Source organism: Nocardiopsis tropica, from assembly GCF_042660575.1.
Classification (GTDB): domain Bacteria; phylum Actinomycetota; class Actinomycetes; order Streptosporangiales; family Streptosporangiaceae; genus Nocardiopsis; species Nocardiopsis tropica.
On the sequence record NZ_JBHSUF010000001.1, the window covers coordinates 486,690 to 506,704 of the forward strand.

Here is a 20,015-nt window from a genome sequence, read left to right on the forward strand (position 1 = left end):
CGGCCGGTGGCCAACAGCCCCTGTGGTGCCGTGGGCCGGGCCTGACATGAGGAGTGGATTTGATCGCGCTCACGCTCGATCGGATCGCTGAGATCACCCAAACCGCCATCGGCGGATCAGCGCGCCCCGACGCCGTCGTCGACGGTCCCGTAGTCATCGACTCGCGGCAGGCAGCGCCAGGCGCGCTCTTCGTCGCCCTGACCGGGGAGCACGTCGACGGACACGATTTCGCCGGACCCGCGGTCGCGGCCGGGGCGACGGCCGTCCTGGCCTCCCGCCCCGTCGCGGCCCCGCACCTGCTGGCGGAGGGGGGCGACGACGGGGTCGTCGCCGCCCTGGCCCGGCTCGCACGGTACGTGGCGCGGGAGCTCGGCGACGTCCGGCGCGGAGCGGAAGCGGCCGAGGTCGTCGCGGTCACCGGGTCCTCCGGCAAGACCACCACGAAGGACCTCATCGCCCAGGTCGTCGGCGGGCTGGGCCCGACCGTCGCCCCGGCCGGCTCCTTCAACAACGAGATCGGCCACCCGCTCACCGTGCTGCGCGCCGACACCGGTACCCGCAACCTGGTCCTGGAGGTCTCCGCGCGCGGTGTCGGGCACATCGCCCACCTGTGCGAGGTCGCCCCGCCCAGGATCGGCGTGGTCCTCAACGTCGGCAGCGCCCACATGGGCGAGTTCGGCGACCGCGACACCATCGCCAAGGCCAAGGGCGAGCTGGTCGAGGCACTGCCGCCCGGCTCGGCGGACCGCGGTTCCGGCGGTGTCGCGATCCTCAACGCCGACGACCCCCGGGTGAGCGCGATGGCGTCGCGCACCCGGGCCAGGGTCGTCACCTACGGACAGGGCGAGGACGCGCACGTGCGCGCCACCGACGTGGTCCTCCGGGACTCCGGCGCCCCCTCCTTCACACTCCACCTGGGCGGTCGCACCGCCCCGGTGAGGTTGGCGCTCGTCGGCGCGCACCAGGTGCACAACGCCCTGGCCGCCGCCGCCGTCGCCGACGAACTCGGTATGGACATCGACGCCGTCGCCGCCGCCCTCGGCGCCGCGACCCCGGTCAGCCGGTGGCGGATGGAGGTCACCGAACACGACGGTGCCACACTCGTCAACGACGCCTACAACGCCAACCCCGAGTCCGTGCGGGCCGCGCTGACCACACTCGAAGCGCTCGCCCGCAACCGCCGTTCCATCGCGGTGCTCGCCCACATGGCGGAGCTCGGCGAGGACGGAGGAGCCGAACACGAGCAGATCGGCGAGCTGGCCGCCCGCACGGGCGTGGCCCACCTGATCGTGGTCGGAGAGGCGGCCGAGGGCATCGCCGTCGGCGCCGAACGCGCTGCCCGGCAGGGGCAGTGGCGGGGTGAGTGCATCCGGGTCGCGGACGCAGGGGCGGCCGCGGCGGCGCTGCGCGAACGCATGCGCACAGGAGACGTCGTCATTGTGAAGGGATCGCGGGTGGCAGCGCTCGAAAGGGTTATCGACCTCATCACCAAGGGTGATGTCCAGTGATCGGCATCTCCATCGCGGCGGCGCTGTCGCTCATCGTCTCCATGGCGTTGATGCCGCCGCTCATCAAACTGCTGTACCGGTTCAAGTTCGGCCAGGAGGTCCGCGACGACGGACCCGAGGGCCACAAGACCAAGCAGGGCACGCCCACCATGGGCGGCATCGTCGTCATCCTCGGCGCGGTGGTGGGCTACTTCGGTTCCCATCTGGTGCTGTGGCTGGTGCAGCCCTCCTCGACGGGGCCGACCGCCTCGGGCCTGCTCGTGATGTTCCTGTTCGTCGGCATGGGCTGCGTCGGCTTCCTCGACGACTTCATCAAGATCTACAAGCGCCGCAGCCTCGGCCTGCGCAGCGGCGCGAAGATGGTCGGCCAGGCCGTCATCGGCATCGGCTTCGCCTACGGGGTCACCCAGTTCCCCAACGGGTACGGCTACACCCCCGCGGCGCCCAGCCTGTCCTTCCTGCGCGACTTCGGGCCCCCGCTGATGCTGGGCCTGTTCATCCTGTGGGCGCTCTTCCTCATCGTCGGCTTCTCCAACGCGGTGAACCTGACGGACGGCCTGGACGGCCTCGCGACCGGCGCCACCATCCTGTCCCTGGTGGCCTACGTCATCATCGGCAACTGGCAGCTGCGCCAGTCGTGCGTGTCCTACCTCTCGGACAGCTGCTACACGGTCCGCGACCCCCTGGACCTGGCCGTGGTGGCCGCCGCTGCGCTCGGCGCGTGCATCGGCTTCCTGTGGTTCAACGCACCGCCCGCCAAGATCTTCATGGGCGACACCGGCTCCCTGGCGCTGGGCGGCCTCATCGTGGGCCTGGCCATCACCACCCGCACGCAGCTCCTGCTGCTGCTCATCGGCGGCCTCTTCGTCATCATCACCATGTCGGTGATGATCCAGATCACGTCGTTCCGCCTCACCGGCAAACGCGTGTTCCGCATGGCGCCGCTCCAGCACCACTTCGAGCTCAAGGGGTGGGCCGAACCCACCATCGTGATCCGCTTCTGGATCATCCAGGGCCTGTTCGTGGCGATCGCCATCGGACTCTTCTATCTCGAATGGATGCCAAGGTAGAAGGCATGCCGCACCACTCTTCCGACACACAGCCCGGTCCCGCCGCCGACCCCGCTCCGAGCGGGGCCGGCCTGGAGGGACGGCTCGTCTGCGTCGCCGGTCTGGGAGTGTCCGGGCCCCCGGTCGCCAGGGCGCTCCTGGCCCGCGGGGCCCGCGTGGTCGTCGTGGACGGCCGCGACGACGACACCGTCCGGACGGTCGCCGCCGAACTCGCCGACGCCGGGGCCGAGGTGGTCCTCGGCGGGACCCCGCTGCCCGAGGGCTGCGACCTGGTCGTCACCTCGCCCGGCTGGCGCCCCGACTCCCCGCTCCTGGTCCGGGCCGCCGAGGCCGGGACCGAGGTGATCGGCGACGTCGAGCTGGCCTGGCGCCTCAAGCCCGCGGACCAGGTGTGGCTCGCCATCACCGGGACCAACGGCAAGACCACCACCGTGCGGATGCTGGAGGCGATGCTCCGCGCGGACGGCCGGGACGCGCTCGCCGTCGGCAACGTCGGCACGCCGATCGTCGACGCGGTCCTGCCCGACGCCGACGGCCACGTGCACGACGTGCTGGCCGTGGAGCTGTCCAGCTTCCAGCTCCACTGGTCCAGCAGCGTGCGCCCGCACGCCGCCACCGTCCTCAACGTGGCCCCCGACCACCTGGACTGGCACGGCGGCCTCGACCCCTATGCGCGGGCCAAGGGCAGGGTGTTCGCGCCCGGGACGATCCGGGTCGCCAACACGGCCGACGCCTGGTCGGTCCGCCTGGCGGAGGAGGACGGCGACCCGTACGCCCCGCTCGTCGGCTTCCGGCTGGACACCCCGAGGGCCGGCGAACTGGGAGTGGTCGAGGACCTGCTCGTCGACCGCGCCTTCTGCGCCGACCCCGGCAGCAGCGCCGAGGAGCTGGCCACCCTCGCCGACGTCCGCCCGGCCGCGCCGCACAACGTCGCCAACGCCCTGGCCGCGGCGGCGCTGGCCCGCTCGATCGGCGTCGCGCCGGCGTCGGTGCGGGCCGGCCTGGCCTCGTTCCGGCCCGAGCCCCACCGCATCGCGCACGTGGCCTCCGTCGGAGGCGTCGACTACGTGGACGACTCCAAGGCGACCAACCCGCACGCCGCGGCGGCCTCGCTCGAGGCCTACGCGTCCGTGGTGTGGATCGCCGGCGGCCTGCTCAAGGGCGCCGCGGTCGACGACCTGGTCGCCGCGGCGGCCGGCCGGCTGCGGGGCGCGGTGCTGATCGGCGCGGACCGGGCCCGGCTGCGCGAGGCCCTGGCCGAGCACGCCCCCTCCGTCCCCGTGGTCGAGGTCGAGGGCCCGGCCCCGGACGCGCCCGAGGGCCACACGGTGATGGACGCCGTGGTCGCCGAGGCCGCGGCCATGGCCCGCGCGGGCGACACGGTGCTGCTGGCCCCGGCCGCCGCGTCCATGGACATGTTCACCAACTACCCCGAGCGCGGACGCCTGTTCTCCGAGGCCGTGAACCGCCTGCCCTGAGTGACCGGACGCCGCCCGTACGTGACGAAGTCCGCGCGGGCGGCGTCCGCTGTGCCCACCGCCACCCGGCCGGCCGCCAAAGATGGCCAACACGCGGGAAATGTCCACGGTTCCCGACCCGGGCGTGCGCCAGTATTGAGGCGCGAATCGTGCGGAGGGTGTGGATGGCGACGACAGCGGTTCCAGGAATGGCCCGGGCCAAGGCGAGGACGGACGCCGGAGGGCGCGGGCACGCCCTGTGGCGTGAGTGGGCCAGGTCCCTCGACCGCCCCCTCACCTCCTACTACCTCATCCTGGGCACGGCGGTCCTCCTGATCGCCCTCGGCCTCGTCATGGTGCTGTCCTCCACGATGGTCAAGTCCATCACCGAGACCGGCTCCTCCTTCTCGCTCTTCCAGAAGCAGCTGGTGTCGGCCGTCGTGGGCCTGCCCCTCATGATCCTGGCCTCGCACATGCCCCAGGCGCTGTTCCGCCTGGTCGGCTACCCCACCATGATCCTCTCGGTGGCCCTGCTGCTGCTCACCGTCTTCCAGGGCGTGGAGGTCAACGGCGCCACCCGCTGGCTGGACGTCGGCGGCCTGGTCGTGCAGCCCTCCGAGCCCGCCAAGCTCTCCTTCGCCCTGTGGGGCGCCAACATCCTCGCCCGCAAGGACGAGCTGCGCGAGCTCACCGAGTGGCGGCACCTCCTCATCCCGCTGCTGCCAGGGTGCGGGCTCCTGGTGCTCCTGGTCCTCCTCGGGTCCAACCTCTCCACCGCCCTGGTGTTCCTCATTACGTTCCTGGGCCTGCTGTGGGTGGTGGGGGCGCCGGGCAGGCTCTTCGTCACCATGTTCGGCCTCGTCCTGGCCCTCGCCGTGATCGTCATCGCGATCGAGCCCTACCGGATGGCGCGCGTCACCTCCTTCCTCGACCCCGGGGCCGACCCGCTGGGCTCGGGCAACCAGTCACTGCACGGCCTCTACGCGCTGGGCACCGGGGGGATCTTCGGCGTCGGCATCGGGGCCAGCCGGGAGAAGTGGGGGTTCCTCCCCTTCGCCGAGTCCGACTTCGTCTTCGCGATCATCGGGGAGGAGTTCGGCCTGATCGGGACCCTCCTCGTGCTCGCCCTGTTCGGCGTGCTCGGCTACGCGGGCCTGAGGGTGGCCACCCGGGTCAAGGAGCCGTTCCCGCGCCTGGCCTCCTTCGCGATCGTCACCTGGCTCATGGGACAGGTCATGATCAACGTGGGCGCGGTCATCGGGCTCCTGCCCGTCACCGGCGTCCCCCTGCCCCTGGTCTCCTACGGAGGTTCGTCGCTGATCACCACCATGGTCGCCCTCGGCGTGCTCCTCGCGCTCGCCAAGGCCGAGCCCCAGGCCGCCAGGGCGCTGGAGGCCCGGGGTCCGAGTCAGGTACAAAGGGCTCTAAGCTGGCTGGGCCTGGAGAACTTCGTGGCCTCGATGAACAACCGGGGCGGAACGGCCTCCAGGCGCGTCGCCGCAGGACGGGGTCCGCGTACGCCGGGCCCCCGTGGCGGCAGGACAACGGCCAAGCACAGGAACGGACCGGTCCCGGCGGGTGACCGGCCAAGGAGGAATCGGCAACGATGAGGGTAGCCCTCGCCGGAGGCGGCACGGCCGGGCATATCGAGCCCGCGCTCTCCCTAGCGGACGCGCTTCGACGCATCGACCCCAGCACGGAGATCCTCTGCCTGGGAACCGAGCGGGGTCTGGAGACCCGGCTGGTGCCCATGCGCGGCTACGAGCTGGGCCTGATCCCGGCGGTCCCGCTGCCCCGCAAGATCACCCCGCAGCTCCTCAGCGTCCCGGGCAAGCTCGCCGGCGCGCTGAGCGCGGCGGGCGAACACCTGGACCGGTTGCAGGCGGACGTCATCGTCGGCTTCGGCGGCTACGTGGCCACCCCCGGCTACCTGGCGGCGCGCCGGCGCCGGATCCCCATCGTCGTGCACGAGGCCAACCCCCTCCCGGGCCTGGCCAACCGGCTCGGCGCGCGCATGACACCGCACGTGTTCACCGGACACCCCCACACCCAGATCCGCAACGGCCGCTTCGTCGGCATCCCCCTGCGCCAGCAGATCACCACCCTCGACCGGCTCGCCATGGGCGACAAGGCGCGCACCTACTTCGGCCTGCGCCCCGACCTCCCCACCCTGCTGATCTTCGGCGGCTCCCAGGGCGCGCAGCGCCTCAACGAGACCGCGTTCGCCTCCCGTGACGCCTTCCGCGACCGGGGCGTGCAGGTCCTGCACGTCGTCGGCCCCAAGAACGCGGAGGAGCCCCAGGACCTCACCCAGGCGGGCGTGCCCTACGTGGCCGTCCCCTACGTGGACCGCATGGACATGGCCTACGCCGCCGCCGACGTCGCCATGTGCCGCTCCGGTGCGATGACCTGCGCCGAGCTGACCGCCGTCGGCCTGCCCGGCGCCTTCGTCCCGCTGGCCATCGGCAACGGCGAGCAGGCACTCAACGCCGAGCCGATCGTCCAGGCGGGCGGGGGCCTGATGATCAACAACGCGGACATCTCCGTGGAGTGGATCGTCGACCAGCTCATCCCGCTGCTCACCGACACCGACCGGGTCGTGGCCATGTCCGAGGCCGCCGCCCGGATGGGCCGCCGCGACGCCGACATGGCACTCGCCCGCGAGGTCATGGCCGTCGCCCGCGGCGACCGCCCCACCCCCGAGATCCCCCTGTCCGACGACGACGGCGAGGACGCGTTCTACGACGACGGGAAGGACGCCCGATGAGCCTGGTCCGCCCGACCGAGCCGGTTCCCGTCGACAAGCTCGGCCGCACCCACTTCATCGGCCTGGGCGGGGCCGGCATGTCCGGCATCGCCCGGGTCCTGCTCCAGTCCGGGGTGGAGGTGTCCGGCAGCGACGCCCGCGACAGCGACACCCTGCGCGAGCTGGAGCAGATGGGCGCCGACGTCCACGTCGGCCACGCCGCGGGCAACCTCGGCGCCGCCGAGACCCTCGTGGTCTCCTCCGCGATCCGCGAGGACAACCCCGAACTCGTCGAGGCCCGCCGCCGCGGCCTGCGCGTCCTGCCCCGGGCGGCGGCCCTGGGGGCGCTCCTGCTGGGCCGCGAGGGCATCGCTGTCTCCGGCACCCACGGCAAGACCACCACGACCTCCATGGTCACCGTGGTGCTCCAGCACCTGGGGGTCGACCCCGGCTACGTGATCGGCGGAAAGCTGGTCACCACCGGCCTGGGCGCCGACGCCGGCCTGGGCGAGGTCATCGCCGTGGAGGCCGACGAGAGCGACGGCTCCTTCCTCATGCTCTCCCCGAAGGTCGCCGTGGTCACCAACGTGGAGGCCGACCACCTCGACAACTACAGCGGCATCGAGGAGATCCACGCCAACTTCGCGGCGTTCGTCGACCGTGTCGGACGCACCCTGATCGTCGGGATCGACGACCCGGGCGCCCGGCAGGTCGCGGAGCTGGCCCGCGAGCGCGGCAAGAAGGTCCTGACCTACGGCGAGGCCGAGGACGCCGACTACCGGGTCACCCGGGTGCGCGCCCGCGGTTTCACCACCGAGTTCACGATCCGCACCGCCGGGGGCGAGCCCATCGACGGCACGCTCGCCGTCCCCGGTCGGCACAACGTGCTCAACGCCGCCGCGGCCGTCGCCGTGGCGGACGAGCTCGGCCACGACCTGGAGGTCGCGGTGGAGGGCATCGCGGACTTCGCGGGGGCCGCGCGCCGCTTCGAGATCAAGGGCGAGGCCGGTGGCGTCGCCGTCTACGACAGCTACGCCCACCACCCGACCGAGATCGAGGCCGACCTGAGGGCCACGCGCGCCGCGCTGGACTCGTTCGCCGAGGACGCGGGCGAGGCGGGGGGACCGGCGCCCGGGGGCAGGGTCGTCGCCCTGTTCCAACCGCACCTGTACAGCCGTACCCGCATCTTCGCCGAGGAGTTCGCGACCGCGCTGGGCCTCGCGGACGAGGTCGTGGTGATGGAGGTCTACGCGGCCAGGGAGGACCCCGAGCCCGGGGTCACCGGCGAGCTGATCACCTCCCGCGTCCCCCACGACCGGGTGCGGTACGTGCCGGGTCGCGAGGAGGTCGTGCGGACGGTGGCCGAGCTGGCCCGGCCTGGCGACATCGTCCTCACCATGGGCGCGGGGGACGTGACCGAGCTGGGGCCGCTGATCGTGGACGCGATCGCCGAGGCGGCCGACGAAGCGCCCGGAAGCCGGTAGGCGCAGGAGAGAAGAAGAGGACACGGGTGAGCGCGGACGAGGGCGGGGCGGCGGACGGGGCCGCACCACGGGGAGGATCCGATCCGTGGAAGGTCGCCTTCGTGGCGCTGCTCGTGGTGGCGCTGGTCTGCGTGGTCACCTGGGTGCTGCTCGGCTCCCGCCTGCTGGTGGTCCGCGACGTCGCGGTCACCGGGCTGGACCGGATGTCGCCGCAGGAGGTGGTGTCCGCGGTGGACGTGGCCACCGGAACCCCCCTGGTCAGGGTCGACCTCGACCGGAGCCGCGCCCGCGCCGAGTCCCTCCCGCTCGTGGAGGAGGCCACGGTGCGACGCGGCTGGCCCGCGACCCTGGAGGTCGAGGTGGTGGAGCGCCAGCCCGTGCTGGCCGTCCCCGTGGGGGAGGAGTACCGGCTCGTGGACGGCGACGGCGTGCGCATCGAGGACTCGAAGACCCGTCCCGGCACCCACCCCGTGGTCAGGGTCACGGGGGAGGTCGAGGGCAACGAGGCGGTCCGCGCCGCCGCCGACATCGTGGAGGCGGCGCCCGACTCGCTGATCGCCCAGATCCAGCTCATCGACGCCACCGACCCCGGGGCGATCACCATCGCACTCGGCAACGGCTCCACGGTGGAGTGGGGGACGCCCGAGGGGACCGCGGACAAGAGCGACGTCCTGCGCGTGCTGCTGCGCGAGCACCCGCCCGAGGAGGGGCGCGTCTACGACGTCGGAACCCCCGATCTCGCCATCGTACGGTGAAGAAGTACCCAGCTCCAGGCAAAGGAAGAGGCGTGGCACGGAAAGTCGAACCGCCGTCCGGCGGGCCGCGCAGCGCGCCCGTGAGGGGGTTCCGGACGGACTCCCGGGCATCCGGCGGGGACATTCCAGACGCGACGCGCCGAGTGCGCACATCGCTTCCTTGCGTTATACGCCGTTAGGCTGACCTCGTCATCGGTTGCCCGTGGTCGGCGGTCCGCTTACTGTCGGGAAGCACAGCCAACGTCAACAAAGCAGCAAAACACGCTTTTCGGGGTACGCAGGAACCGTTTTGCTCCGCTCCTACAGCGGATCGCGCCAGCCCTCCCCGGGCAGGATCGCAACGGCTCCGGTGACCCCGGGTCCCCGGACAAACGCGTCGAGAACGCCGTCGCAGGGACCCGAAACGCACACTGTAGAACCGGATGCCGGTCCGGAGGCGTACCCGGTGGCGAGAGCCACCGGAGCGTTCACGGAACGGCGTATGCGAGCGGAAAGGCCCCTCGTCGTGGCAGCACCGCAGAACTACCTCGCGGTCATCAAAGTCGTCGGCATCGGCGGCGGCGGTGTCAACGCCGTCAACCGAATGATCGAAGAGGGGCTCAAAGGCGTCGAGTTCATCGCCATCAATACCGACGCCCAGGCGCTGCTGATGAGTGACGCCGACGTCAAGCTCGACGTCGGCCGAGAGCTCACACGCGGCCTGGGAGCCGGAGCCAACCCCGATGTCGGCCGCCAGGCGGCCGAGGACCACCGGGAGGAGATCGAGGAGGTCCTCAAGGGGGCCGACATGGTCTTCGTCACCGCTGGTGAGGGCGGCGGCACCGGTACCGGGGGCGCTCCCGTCGTCGCCAACATCGCCCGCTCCCTGGGAGCCCTCACCATCGGAGTGGTCACCCGCCCCTTCGGCTTCGAGGGCAAGCGGCGCGCGACCCAGGCCGAGTCGGGGATAGCGATGCTCCGCGAGGAGGTCGACACGCTCATCGTGATCCCCAACGACCGGCTGCTGTCCATCTCCGACCGCCAGGTCAGCGTGTTGGACGCCTTCAAGGCGGCGGACCAGGTGCTGCTCTCCGGTGTGCAGGGCATCACCGACCTGATCACCACGCCGGGCCTGATCAACCTGGACTTCGCCGACGTCAAGTCGGTCATGTCCGGGGCGGGGTCGGCGCTGATGGGCATCGGTTCCGCACGCGGGGACGACCGGGCCGTCGCGGCCGCGGAGATGGCCATCTCCTCGCCGCTGCTCGAAGCGAGCATCGACGGCGCCCACGGGGTGCTGCTGTCCATCCAGGGCGGCTCCGACCTGGGTCTGTTCGAGATCAACGAGGCGGCGCAGCTCGTCGCGAACTCGGCGGCCCCCGAGGCCAACATCATCTTCGGCGCCGTCATCGACGACGCCCTGGGCGACGAGGTGAGGGTCACCGTCATCGCGGCGGGGTTCGACGAACCCGAGGTCACCGGACCCGTGGTCCGGGAGCGGCAGCCGGTGGACCCTCCTGAGGCCGTCGCCCACACCGCGGGCTCCGCGTCGCGCAGGGAGCAGCAGCCCACCAGGGTGACGCCCCCCGCCGGTGACGCGGGCGGGACGGCGGCCACCTCCATGCCGTGGATCACTCCCTCCCGCCCGGAGCGGACCGAGCCGGAGGCGGCGTCCGCGCAGATGCCGCCGGTCCGGTTCCCGTCCGAACCGGAGCCCGTCCGCCAGGAGCAGGCCCCGGTCGAGCAGCCGCGCACGGAGACCCCGGCCCACGGCTCGGAGTCCCACGCCTCCTACGAGGCGCCCGCCCCGGCGGGGTCCTCCGAGGAGGGGCGGCCCGCGGGGGAGCGGGAGGAGCCCTCGCAGCACGGCGAGGTCCAGTCCGGCCCCGTCCACGCCGTCTCCGACTCCACCGCCGAACGGCGGGGGGACGTGCCCACGCCCCGCCGCCGGGTCATCTTCGACGACCCCGACGACCTGGACGTGCCCGAGTTCCTGAAGTAGCGCACCACCGTCCCGGTACCATCGACGTGTCAGCGGCCCCGACCCATGCGGCGGGGCCGTCGCCGCCCCCGGGGAAGCGCGCGCCGGCCGCGCCGGCGCCGTCCCGGCGGGCCGAGGGAAGGACCGCGGTCACACGGATGGGCAACGTCATCGATCTGGGGCACGGCGTGCGTGCCGCCGTCACCGAACGGCACGGCGGGGTCAGCGCCCCGCCGTACGACTCGCTCAACCTGGGGCTGGGCTCGGGCGACGTGCGGGAGGCCGTCCTCGCCAACAGGCGGACCGCCGCCGCCGGCCTGGGGTTCGACATCGACCGGGTCGTGTGGATGAACCAGGTGCACAGCGCCGACGTGCTCGTCGCGGACGAGCCGGGTGGGGCGGGTACCTGCGACGGGGTCGTCACGACCCGCCCCGACCTGGTCCTGGCCTCGATGGCCGCCGACTGCCTGCCGGTCCTGGCCGCCGACGGCGAGGCGGGTGTCCTGGGGGCCGCGCACTCGGGCCGCCTCGGGACGGCGAACGGCGTGGCGGCCAACCTCGTCGGGTCGATGGTCGGCCAGGGGGCCCGTGCCGACCGCATCACCGTCTTCCTCGGTCCGGCCATCTGCGGCAAGTGCTACGAGGTGCCCCCGGAGGTGCAGGCCGAGACGGCCAGGGACACCCCCGAGGCCGCCTCCACCACCCGGAAGGGCACCACGGGGGTGGACATGCTCGCGGCCGTCACCGCCCAGCTGCGGCGGGCCGGTGTGACCGACGTCCGGGCCGACGGCCGCTGCACCCTGGAGAGCCCTGAGCTGTTCTCCCACCGGGGCGGCGCGCCGACCGGAAGATTCGCCTCGTTCATCTGGCGTTCCTGACTGTCGTACCGGGCCGCCAGGATGGATTTCGGAACCCGCCGGAACCGCCAGGGACCTCCCCTCCTGCGGTGACGCGTCCGAAACGCGGGCCCCACGACCCCCGGAGACCGCATCGGACCCCGGGGACCCACCCGACGGGGAAAGAGAAGGAGCACCGTGCCACACGTCGACCCAGCTCGCGTCGAGCAGGTCCGCGCCAACCTCGCGGCCGTGCGGGCCAGGATCGAGCAGGCCTGCGCGCGCGCCGGCCGCGCGCCCGAGGAGGTGTCGCTGGTCGCGGTCACCAAGACCTATCCGGCCGACGATGTGCGGATTCTCGCCTCCCTGGGTGTCCGCGACGTCGGCGAGAACCGGGACCAGGAGGCCGCGCCGAAGGCGGCGGAGACCGCTGACCTCGGCTTGACCTGGCATTTCGTCGGGCAGTTGCAGACCAACAAGGCACGCTCCGTGGCCTCCTACGCCGACGTCGTGCACTCGGTGGACCGCACCAGGCTGGCCCGTGCGCTGGGGGAGCGGGCGGCGGCGGCCGGACGTGGTCTGACCTGCCTCGTCCAGGTGAACCTCGACGACGACTCGCGGGCCGGCGTCATCGGACCGCGCGGCGGGGTCGACCCGGAGGACGCGCTCGCGCTCGCCGCCGACATCGAGGCGCACGAGTCGCTCACGCTCGGGGGCGTGATGGCGGTGGCCCCCCGAGGGGGCGACCCGGCCGAGGCCTTCGCCCGCCTCCACGGGGTGGCGAGTCGTGTCCGTGATCGTTATCCTCTGGCGACGGTGATCTCGGCGGGAATGAGCGCGGACCTCGAATCGGCGATCGAGCGAGGAGCGACACACGTGCGACTCGGTACGGCGTTGCTCGGCAACCGCGGACCGATCGTGGGGTAATGTCCCCACATAGACCTTGGAACCCGTCTGTGGAGTTCGCCCGAAAGGGCGCCCCACCCCGTGGAACGCGGGGACGACGGGCCAGTACGGAGGAGTCGGCTGCGGTGAAGGCCGCGGGGACGACGGAGGACATGAGATGGCCGGCGCGATGCGCAAGATGGCGGTCTACCTCGGCCTCGTGGAGGACGACCGTTACGATCACCGCTATGCGGACGAATATGATGAGTTCGACGATTTCGACGAGGCCGTGGAGGAGCAGCGCGATCGCGCTGCGGATTCTCCGCGTGGCGAGGAAACACGAGGCACCGCAGTGACGGACACCGGCGACTACCTGAGTACAGGTGAACGACGCGGTGGAACGACCACGACTGCCTCAACCGCCGACCTCGCTCGGATCACAACGCTCCATCCGCGCACCTACAACGAGGCGCGTACGATCGGAGAGCACTTCCGGGAGGGCACACCGGTGATCATGAACCTGACCGAGATGGTCGACAGCGACGCCAAGCGTCTCGTCGACTTCGCGGCTGGTCTGATCTTCGGTCTGCATGGCAGTATCGAACGCGTGACCAACAAGGTGTTCCTGCTGTCACCGGCCAACGTCGAGGTCACCGCCGAAGACAAGGCCCGGATCGCCGAGCGAGGGTTCTTCAATCAGAGCTAGACCATCACACTTGTCCAGAGATTGGGTCGGGGAACGACCGTGAGTATCGTCGTTGCAGTGCTGCTCTTCGCGCTACAGCTGTTCGTTTTCGTGCTGATCGCGAGGGTGGTCCTGGAGATGGTGCAGTCCTTCGCCAGGACGTGGCGGCCCACCGGGTTCGTCCTCGTCCTCGCGGAGATCGTGTACACCGTCACCGACCCGCCACTGAGGTTCCTGCGACGGTTCATCAAGCCGGTGAGACTGGGGAGCGTCGCACTCGACCTGAGTGTCCTCGTCCTCTTCATCATCGTGTGGATCTTGATGGCTCTCATCGGGAGCCTCGCCTAGCAGGGAAGGGGCGCGGGGGCAAGTATCAGGTCCCCGGTTCCGTTATGTGGTCTTGGTCATGATCTGGATTGCCGTAAGGTCACGATCAGGTAGCGTCCCTACGGACAGACTCCAAGCGCGCCAAGGAGACGAACATGCCGCTGACACCCGCCGATGTGCGGAACAAGCAGTTCAGTACGACCCGGCTCCGGCCAGGGTACGACGAAGAAGAGGTCGACGCCTTTCTCGACGAGGTCGAGTCCGAGCTCGACCGCCTGATCCAGGAGAACGAGGAACTGCGCGGCAAGCTGGCCGAATGCCTGCGGGGCAAGGTGCCCAACGCCGGCATGCAGGACTTCCAGCAGCCCCAGGACCAGGCGCCGGAGCCCCAGCAGCACGAGCAGATGCGCCCGGAGCCCGTCCAGCAGCCGCAGGCCGTCGAGCCGCAGCCCCCGGTCCAGCAGCAGATGCCGATGACCGGCGCGAACATGGGGATGGGCGGTGAGGAGAACATGGACACGGCCGCCCGCGTCCTCGCCCTCGCCCAGCAGACCGCCGACCAGGCGATCTCCGACGCCCGCCGTGAGGCGGACGAGACCCTCGGCCGCGCCCGCCACGAGTCCGAGGACATCCTCGGCAAGGCCCGCCGCCAGGCGGACCAGATCATCGGTGAGGCCCGGGCACGGTCGGAGAACCTCGACCGCGACGCCCAGGAGCGCCACCGCCAGGTCATGGGCAGCCTGGTGCAGCAGCGCGAGGAGCTGGAGCACAAGGTCAACGTGCTCAAGGACTTCGAGCGCGAGTACCGGAGCCGTCTGAAGGACTACTTCGAGCGCCAGCTGCGCGAGCTGAACGAGGAGGGCAAGCCCGTCGAGCCGAACCCGAACACCACGGGCGGCTTCCAGACGATGGCTCCGCAGGCCGGTGGCGCCCCCGCTCTCCAGCACGGCCCCGGCGGCAACCCGTTCGGTCAGCCCGAGCCCGCCCAGCACGGTGGATTCCACCCGGGTGAGGCTCCGCACGAGCGTCGCTAGACCAGCGGCATTCGGCTCCGAACAACTGAAGACTCCGGATACAACACGTGTAAAGGCCCTGGTCGACCCGTGATCCTTAGCATCCTCGCAACCGTGGCGGTGCTGGCGGCCATCGCCGTCATCGCGGCTGCCCTGGCCCTCGCCGAGACTGTCCTGGTGTACATCGCACTCGGACTGGCCGGCGCCAGCGTCCTCCTCCTCCTGGGGGGCATGGTCCAGGGACGCATCGCCGAGAGCAGGACGGGTCGCCCCGGAACGGACGGTTTGGGGAAGTCGTCCGTCCCGACCGGCGCCGCCACCCCGGCGGCGACGGCAGCGGGCCCCCACGTCGTGCCGGAGTACTCCGGGCGCGTTCCCGTACCGGCCCAAGGGCCGGTACGGGAAGCCCCCGCGCAGGACACGCCCGTCTGGGCGGCCGCGGACGACGCCGGGCACGGGGAACCGGAGTACGACGTCCCCCGCTGGCAGACCCCCACCGCGCACGAGTGGCCGGAACCGGACACGACGCCCGCCGGGGGCACCGTCCACGCGGGATCCCCGGCCGAGGCCGACCCCGCGGCTCCCGCCTCCGAGGCGCGGACGGACGGGGAACCGGCCGACACGGCGGTCACCGCCGACATCCCCGAGGCCCGTGAACGGGCCGGTGAGGACGGAGAGGCACCCTCCCGCCTCCACACGGGGGACGACGGGCCCGAACCGGACCCCGCCCCCTTCACCTACAGCATTCCCGGTCAGGGCTCCTCCCACGAGGACGGGGCCGCTCCGGTCGACGCGACCGCGGACCCCGACGACGGGGTCGCGGGCGCCGGGGCCCCCGAGGCGGACGCCTTCTCCTACCGGATCCCCGGCGAGGCGGACCGGACCGAGCGGGCGGAGGACGACCCGGAGACCGGGGCCCCGGACACGGAGCAGGCCCCGGCGCCCGACGTCTCCGCGGACGGAGACGGGGAAGCCCGCCCGGACGCCGACGAGGCCCTGCGCGCCGAGCAGGCCGTGGAGCACGCGGAGGCCGACTCCGAGCGCGGCGAGGACGAGCCCGCGACCGGCGGGGACGCCGGACCCGGGTCCACGGCCGACGGCGAGGGCCCCGACCCCGAGCCCGACACGGACGACACCGCGGCGCAGGGGGAGCGCGAGCACGCCTCCTCCGAGGCGGAACCCGTACCCTCGGCGCACACCGACACCGACACCGACACCGACACGAACGTGTCGGCGGAGGCCCGCGCCCCGGAGGCGCAGGACGCGGACGCCGACCCCGTGCCGGAGGACGGCGGGCGCGTCGAGGACGCTCCCGCCGCCGGTACGGGCGGCGCAGCCGAGGCCGCGGACACCGGGGACCCCGCCCCTGAGGCGGAGTCCGCAGACGACGCGGACGGGGCCTTCACCTACCGCCTGCCCGGCCGGGGCGACGCCGCGGAAGAGGGGGCCGACGAGGCGGAGAGCGACCGGGAGACCGCGGACGCCGGGCGGACGTCGGCGTTCAGCTACCGGCTCCCACAGCCCGAGGACGGCGGGGCGGTCGCGGAGCGGTCCGACCGGGACGGCGACGATGACGCGGAGGGCGCCCCCGCGGCCGACGGCACCGCCGACGCGGGCGACCCCGACACCACCCCCGCGCCCACCCGTCCGGAGTCGGAGGGCGATGCGGCCGACGGCCCGGGGGACGGGGCCGGGGACGCGGAGCCGGACGGGAGCGAGCGGCCCGCCAAGGCCGAGGACGAGGACGCCGAGGACGACCACGCCGTCGCCTACGCGGCCGTTCTCGACGGGGACACCGACCTCGACGGCGGCAAGGACCCGGACAAGGACCCCGACAAGGTCCACTGACCCCGACGCACGCGAACGGGCGCCGCCCCCAGGGGGGACGGCGCCCGTTCGCGTCGGGGCCCGGTCCGGCGGCCCCGGGGCCGCCGGACCGGAAGAGGCCTAGGCCTTGCGGAAACCGAAGGCCACGCCGAACTCCTCGGAGGAGGCGGTGTGCAGGTCCCGTGCCATCTCCCCGGCGGTGAACGCGTCGGCCAGCACCTCGCCGGCGATCGCCTCACCGTGCTCGGTGAGCGCCAGTTCGGTGGTCTCGTCCGTGGCCGTCCACCACACCTCGATGCGGTCGGACACGTCCAGGCCGCTCTTCTTGCGGGCGTCCTGGAGCATGCGGACCATCTCCCGGGCCAGACCGGCGCGGCGCAGCCGCGGCGTCAGCTCCAGGTCCAGGGCGACGGTCTCACCGGCCTCGGACGCCACGGCCCAGCCCTCCCGGGGCTGCTCGGTCACGAGCAGCTCGTCGGCGCTGACCTCGACGGGCTCGTCCTCGACCCGCACCCGCGCCCAGCCGCTCTCGCGGACCTGTTCCACCAGGGAGGCGGGGTCGGCGGCCTCGATGGCCTTGGCCACCAGCGGGGTGCGCTTGGCGAACCGCTTGCCCAGCGCCCGGAAGTTCGGCTTCACGATGAAGTCCACCAGGTCGCCGCCCACGGAGGACAGCGCGTCCAGCGACTCCACGTTGAGCTCGTCGGACACCTGGTCGCGGAGCTGCTCGGGCAGACCGGCGAAACCGGCGGCGCCCACCAGGGCGCGGGCCAGCGGCTGCCGGGTCCGCACGGCGGAGTCCACCCGGGCCGACCGGCCCAGCTCCACCAGGCGGCGGGCCAGCGCCATCTGCCGCGACAGGTCCGGGTCGACGAGGTCCTCGCGCACCTCGGGCCACGACGCCAGGTGTACCGACTCCGGCGCGTCCGGCCGGCGTACCGACGCCCACACGTGGTCGGTGAGGAACGGCACGATCGGCGCCATCAGCAGCGTGACGGTCTCCAGGGCCTCGAACAGCGTCGCGAACGCGGCGGCGCCCTCGGGGGTGTCCGCACCGCCCCAGAACCGGCGGCGGGAACGGCGCACGTACCAGTTGGACACGTCGTCCACGAAGGCCGTCAGACGGCGTCCCGCGGTCGTGGTGTCGAACGAGTCCAGCGCCGCCGTGACGTCCCTGACGACCTCGTTCAGCTCCGAGAGCAGCCACCGGTCCAGGAGCGGGCGGTCCTCGGGGGCGGGGGCGTCCGCCAGCCGGGAGTGGTCCCAGCCCCCGCCGGCGTTCGCGTACAGGGTGAAGAACGAGACGGTGCTGTAGTAGGTCAGCAGCACCTTGCGGACGATCTCCTCCAGGGCGGAGTGGCCGACCCGGCGGGCGGTCCACGGCGAACCGCTCGCCAGCATGAACCAGCGCAGCGCGTCGGCGCCGTGCTTGTCCATGACCGCGATCGGCTCCATGACGTTGCCCAGGTGCTTGCTCATCTTCCGGCCGTCCTCGGCGAGGATGTGGCCGAGCACGACCACGTTCTCGAAGGAGTTGCGGCCGAACACCAGGGTGCTCACCGCCAGCAGGGAGTAGAACCACCCGCGGGTCTGGTCGATCGCCTCGGAGATGTACTGCGCCGGGAAGTTGTCCCGGAAGGTCTCCTCGTTCCGGTGGGGCGCCCCCCACTGGGCGAACGGCATGGAGCCGGAGTCGAACCAGGCGTCGATGACCTCGGGGACGCGGCGGGCGACCCGCTGCTCCTCGGGCAGGGACGGGTCCGCGTCCGGGTCGGGGATGACGATGTCGTCCACGAAGGGGCGGTGCGGGTCCAGGGAGGACAGGTCCCGGCCGCTGAGGCGGCCCAGCTCCTCCAGGGAGCCCACGCAGATCTGGCGGCCGTCGGGGAACTCCCAGATCGGCAGCGGGGTGCCCCAGTAGCGGTTGCGGGACAGCGCCCAGTCCACGTTGCCGCGCAGCCACTCGCCGAAGCGGCCCTCCTTGACGTTCTCCGGCACCCAGTTGGTGACGTCGTTCTGCGCCAGGAGTTCGTCCTTGACCGCGGTGGTGCGGATGTACCAGGACGGGACCGCGTAGTACAGCAGCGCCGTGTGGCAGCGCCAGCAGTGCGGGTAGGAGTGCTCGTAGCTCAGGTGGCGGAAGAGGAGCCCGCGGTCCTTGAGGTCGCGGACGAGCGTCTTGTCGGCCTCCTTGAAGAACACCCCGCCGACCAGCGGCAGGGGGGACTCGAAGGTGCCGTCCGGGCGGACCGGGTTGACCACGGGCAGGCCGTAGGCGCGGCCCACGAGCATGTCGTCGGCGCCGAAGGCGGGCGCCTGGTGGACCAGGCCGGTACCGTCGTCCACGGTGACGTAGTCGGCGAGCACCACGTAGTGGGCGGGCTCGTCGAAGGGCACCAGGTCGAAGGGGCGCTCGTAGGTCCAGCGCTCCATCTCCTCGCCCCCGTAGCTCTCGCCCGTGAGCTCCCAGCCCTCGCCGAGGACCTTGTCGAAGAGCGGGCGGGCCACCACGAGGCGCTCGTCGCCGTCGGTGGCCACCACGTACTCCACGTCCGGGTGCACGGCCACGGCGGTGTTGGACACCAGCGTCCAGGGGGTGGTCGTCCAGACGAGCAGCGAGGTCGGGTGCTCGGGCGAGGCGAGCGGACCGGAGGTCACGGGGAAGCGGACGTACACCGACGGGTCGGTGACGGTCTCGTACCCCTGCGCGAGCTCGTGGTCGGACAGGGTCGTGCCGCAGCGCGGGCAGTACGGGCTGATCCGGTAGTCGCGGACCAGCAGGCCCTTGTCCCAGATCTGCTTGAGGGCCCACCACACGGACTCCACGTACTGCGGGTCCATGGTGCGGTAGGCGTCGTCCATGTTCACCCAGTAGCCCATGCGCTCCGTCATGGTGGTGAACGCGTCGACGTTGCGGAGCACGGACTCGCGGCAGCGCTCGTTGAACTCGGCGATGCCGAAGGCCTCGATGTCCTTCTTGCCGGACAGGCCGAGCTCCTTCTCCACGGCGACCTCCACGGGCAGGCCGTGGCAGTCCCAGCCCGCCTTGCGGTCCACGTGGTAGCCGCGCATGGTGCGGAACCGGGGGAACACGTCCTTGAACGCGCGGGCCTCGACGTGGTGCACGCCGGGCTGGCCGTTGGCCGTGGGCGGGCCCTCGTAGAAGACCCAGTTGGGGCCGCCGCGGGTCTGGTCGAGCGAGCGCTGGAAGACGTCCTCCTTCGACCAGCGGCCGAGGACGTCCCGCTCCATGGCCGGCAGGTCGATCTGCGCGGGGAGCTGGGGCAGCGGTCGGGATGCGGGCCGGGGGTCGTTGGCCACGGTCGTACCTTTCCATCAGGGTCGTTCCTGACGGAGGGACGAGGCACGGGCCCCGCGGTACCACCCTCCTTGGACCGCGAGCGCGCCGCAGGGCGCGCGTCGGTAGGGTCCCACTTCGTTGCTCTGTGCCGGTTCTACTGG

The 20,015-nt window shown here is 72.1% G+C and carries 15 protein-coding genes; 14 read left to right on the plus strand and 1 reads right to left on the minus strand.

Going from position 1 to position 20,015, the window contains the following annotated elements:
* Positions 1-59 precede the first annotated feature (59 nt).
* The 14 genes from ACFQBR_RS02060 to ACFQBR_RS02125 all read left to right on the plus strand — a co-directional run bounded on the left by ACFQBR_RS02060 (position 60) and on the right by ACFQBR_RS02125 (position 16,574).
* Positions 60-1,508 (plus strand): UDP-N-acetylmuramoyl-tripeptide--D-alanyl-D-alanine ligase, encoded by a 1,449-nt coding sequence (locus ACFQBR_RS02060; protein WP_267945822.1) that lies wholly within the window; start codon positions 60-62, stop codon positions 1,506-1,508.
* Complete coding sequence (gene mraY / locus ACFQBR_RS02065; RefSeq protein WP_267945821.1) at positions 1,505-2,578, plus strand: phospho-N-acetylmuramoyl-pentapeptide-transferase; 1,074 nt, start codon at positions 1,505-1,507, stop codon at positions 2,576-2,578. The genes ACFQBR_RS02060 and mraY overlap by 4 nt, the downstream gene beginning before the upstream one ends.
* A 5-nt stretch (positions 2,579-2,583) precedes the next feature.
* Positions 2,584-4,056, plus strand: coding sequence for a UDP-N-acetylmuramoyl-L-alanine--D-glutamate ligase (gene murD / locus ACFQBR_RS02070; RefSeq protein ID WP_378551834.1), 1,473 nt, complete (start codon positions 2,584-2,586; stop codon positions 4,054-4,056).
* 164 nt (positions 4,057-4,220) lie between these two features.
* Positions 4,221-5,645 (plus strand): putative lipid II flippase FtsW, encoded by a 1,425-nt coding sequence (gene ftsW, locus ACFQBR_RS02075; protein ID WP_378551837.1) that lies wholly within the window; start codon positions 4,221-4,223, stop codon positions 5,643-5,645.
* Positions 5,642-6,802 (plus strand): undecaprenyldiphospho-muramoylpentapeptide beta-N-acetylglucosaminyltransferase, encoded by a 1,161-nt coding sequence (gene murG / locus ACFQBR_RS02080; RefSeq protein WP_267945819.1) that lies wholly within the window; start codon positions 5,642-5,644, stop codon positions 6,800-6,802. Before ftsW ends, murG begins: the two co-directional genes overlap by 4 nt.
* Positions 6,799-8,265, plus strand: coding sequence for a UDP-N-acetylmuramate--L-alanine ligase (murC, locus tag ACFQBR_RS02085; protein WP_344180786.1), 1,467 nt, complete (start codon positions 6,799-6,801; stop codon positions 8,263-8,265). Before murG ends, murC begins: the two co-directional genes overlap by 4 nt.
* 26 nt (positions 8,266-8,291) lie before the next feature.
* Complete coding sequence (locus tag ACFQBR_RS02090) at positions 8,292-9,020, plus strand: cell division protein FtsQ/DivIB (RefSeq protein ID WP_267945817.1); 729 nt, start codon at positions 8,292-8,294, stop codon at positions 9,018-9,020.
* 505 nt (positions 9,021-9,525) lie between these two features.
* Positions 9,526-11,001 (plus strand): cell division protein FtsZ, encoded by a 1,476-nt coding sequence (gene ftsZ, locus ACFQBR_RS02095; RefSeq protein ID WP_267950453.1) that lies wholly within the window; start codon positions 9,526-9,528, stop codon positions 10,999-11,001.
* Positions 11,002-11,138: 137 nt separating this feature from the next.
* Positions 11,139-11,858, plus strand: coding sequence for a peptidoglycan editing factor PgeF (gene pgeF, locus ACFQBR_RS02100; RefSeq protein ID WP_344180789.1), 720 nt, complete (start codon positions 11,139-11,141; stop codon positions 11,856-11,858).
* A gap of 156 nt (positions 11,859-12,014) precedes the next feature.
* A complete protein-coding gene (locus ACFQBR_RS02105; RefSeq protein ID WP_267945815.1) occupies positions 12,015-12,743 on the plus strand; it encodes a YggS family pyridoxal phosphate-dependent enzyme in 729 nt (242 codons plus the stop codon).
* A 136-nt stretch (positions 12,744-12,879) separates the two neighbouring features.
* Complete coding sequence (locus ACFQBR_RS02110; RefSeq protein ID WP_267945814.1) at positions 12,880-13,407, plus strand: cell division protein SepF; 528 nt, start codon at positions 12,880-12,882, stop codon at positions 13,405-13,407.
* A gap of 39 nt (positions 13,408-13,446) precedes the next feature.
* Entirely contained in the window at positions 13,447-13,734 is a 288-nt protein-coding gene (locus ACFQBR_RS02115) for a YggT family protein (protein WP_267945813.1), read from the plus strand.
* A 134-nt stretch (positions 13,735-13,868) separates the two neighbouring features.
* A complete protein-coding gene (locus ACFQBR_RS02120) occupies positions 13,869-14,747 on the plus strand; it encodes a DivIVA domain-containing protein (protein ID WP_267945812.1) in 879 nt (292 codons plus the stop codon).
* 69 nt (positions 14,748-14,816) lie between these two features.
* Complete coding sequence (locus tag ACFQBR_RS02125; RefSeq protein WP_378551845.1) at positions 14,817-16,574, plus strand: hypothetical protein; 1,758 nt, start codon at positions 14,817-14,819, stop codon at positions 16,572-16,574.
* A gap of 99 nt (positions 16,575-16,673) precedes the next feature.
* Here the strand turns inward: ACFQBR_RS02125 and ileS are convergent, their stop codons facing one another.
* Positions 16,674-19,874, minus strand: a complete 3,201-nt coding sequence (ileS, locus tag ACFQBR_RS02130) for an isoleucine--tRNA ligase (RefSeq protein ID WP_344180795.1) — start codon at positions 19,872-19,874, stop codon at positions 16,674-16,676.
* Positions 19,875-20,015 lie beyond the last annotated feature (141 nt).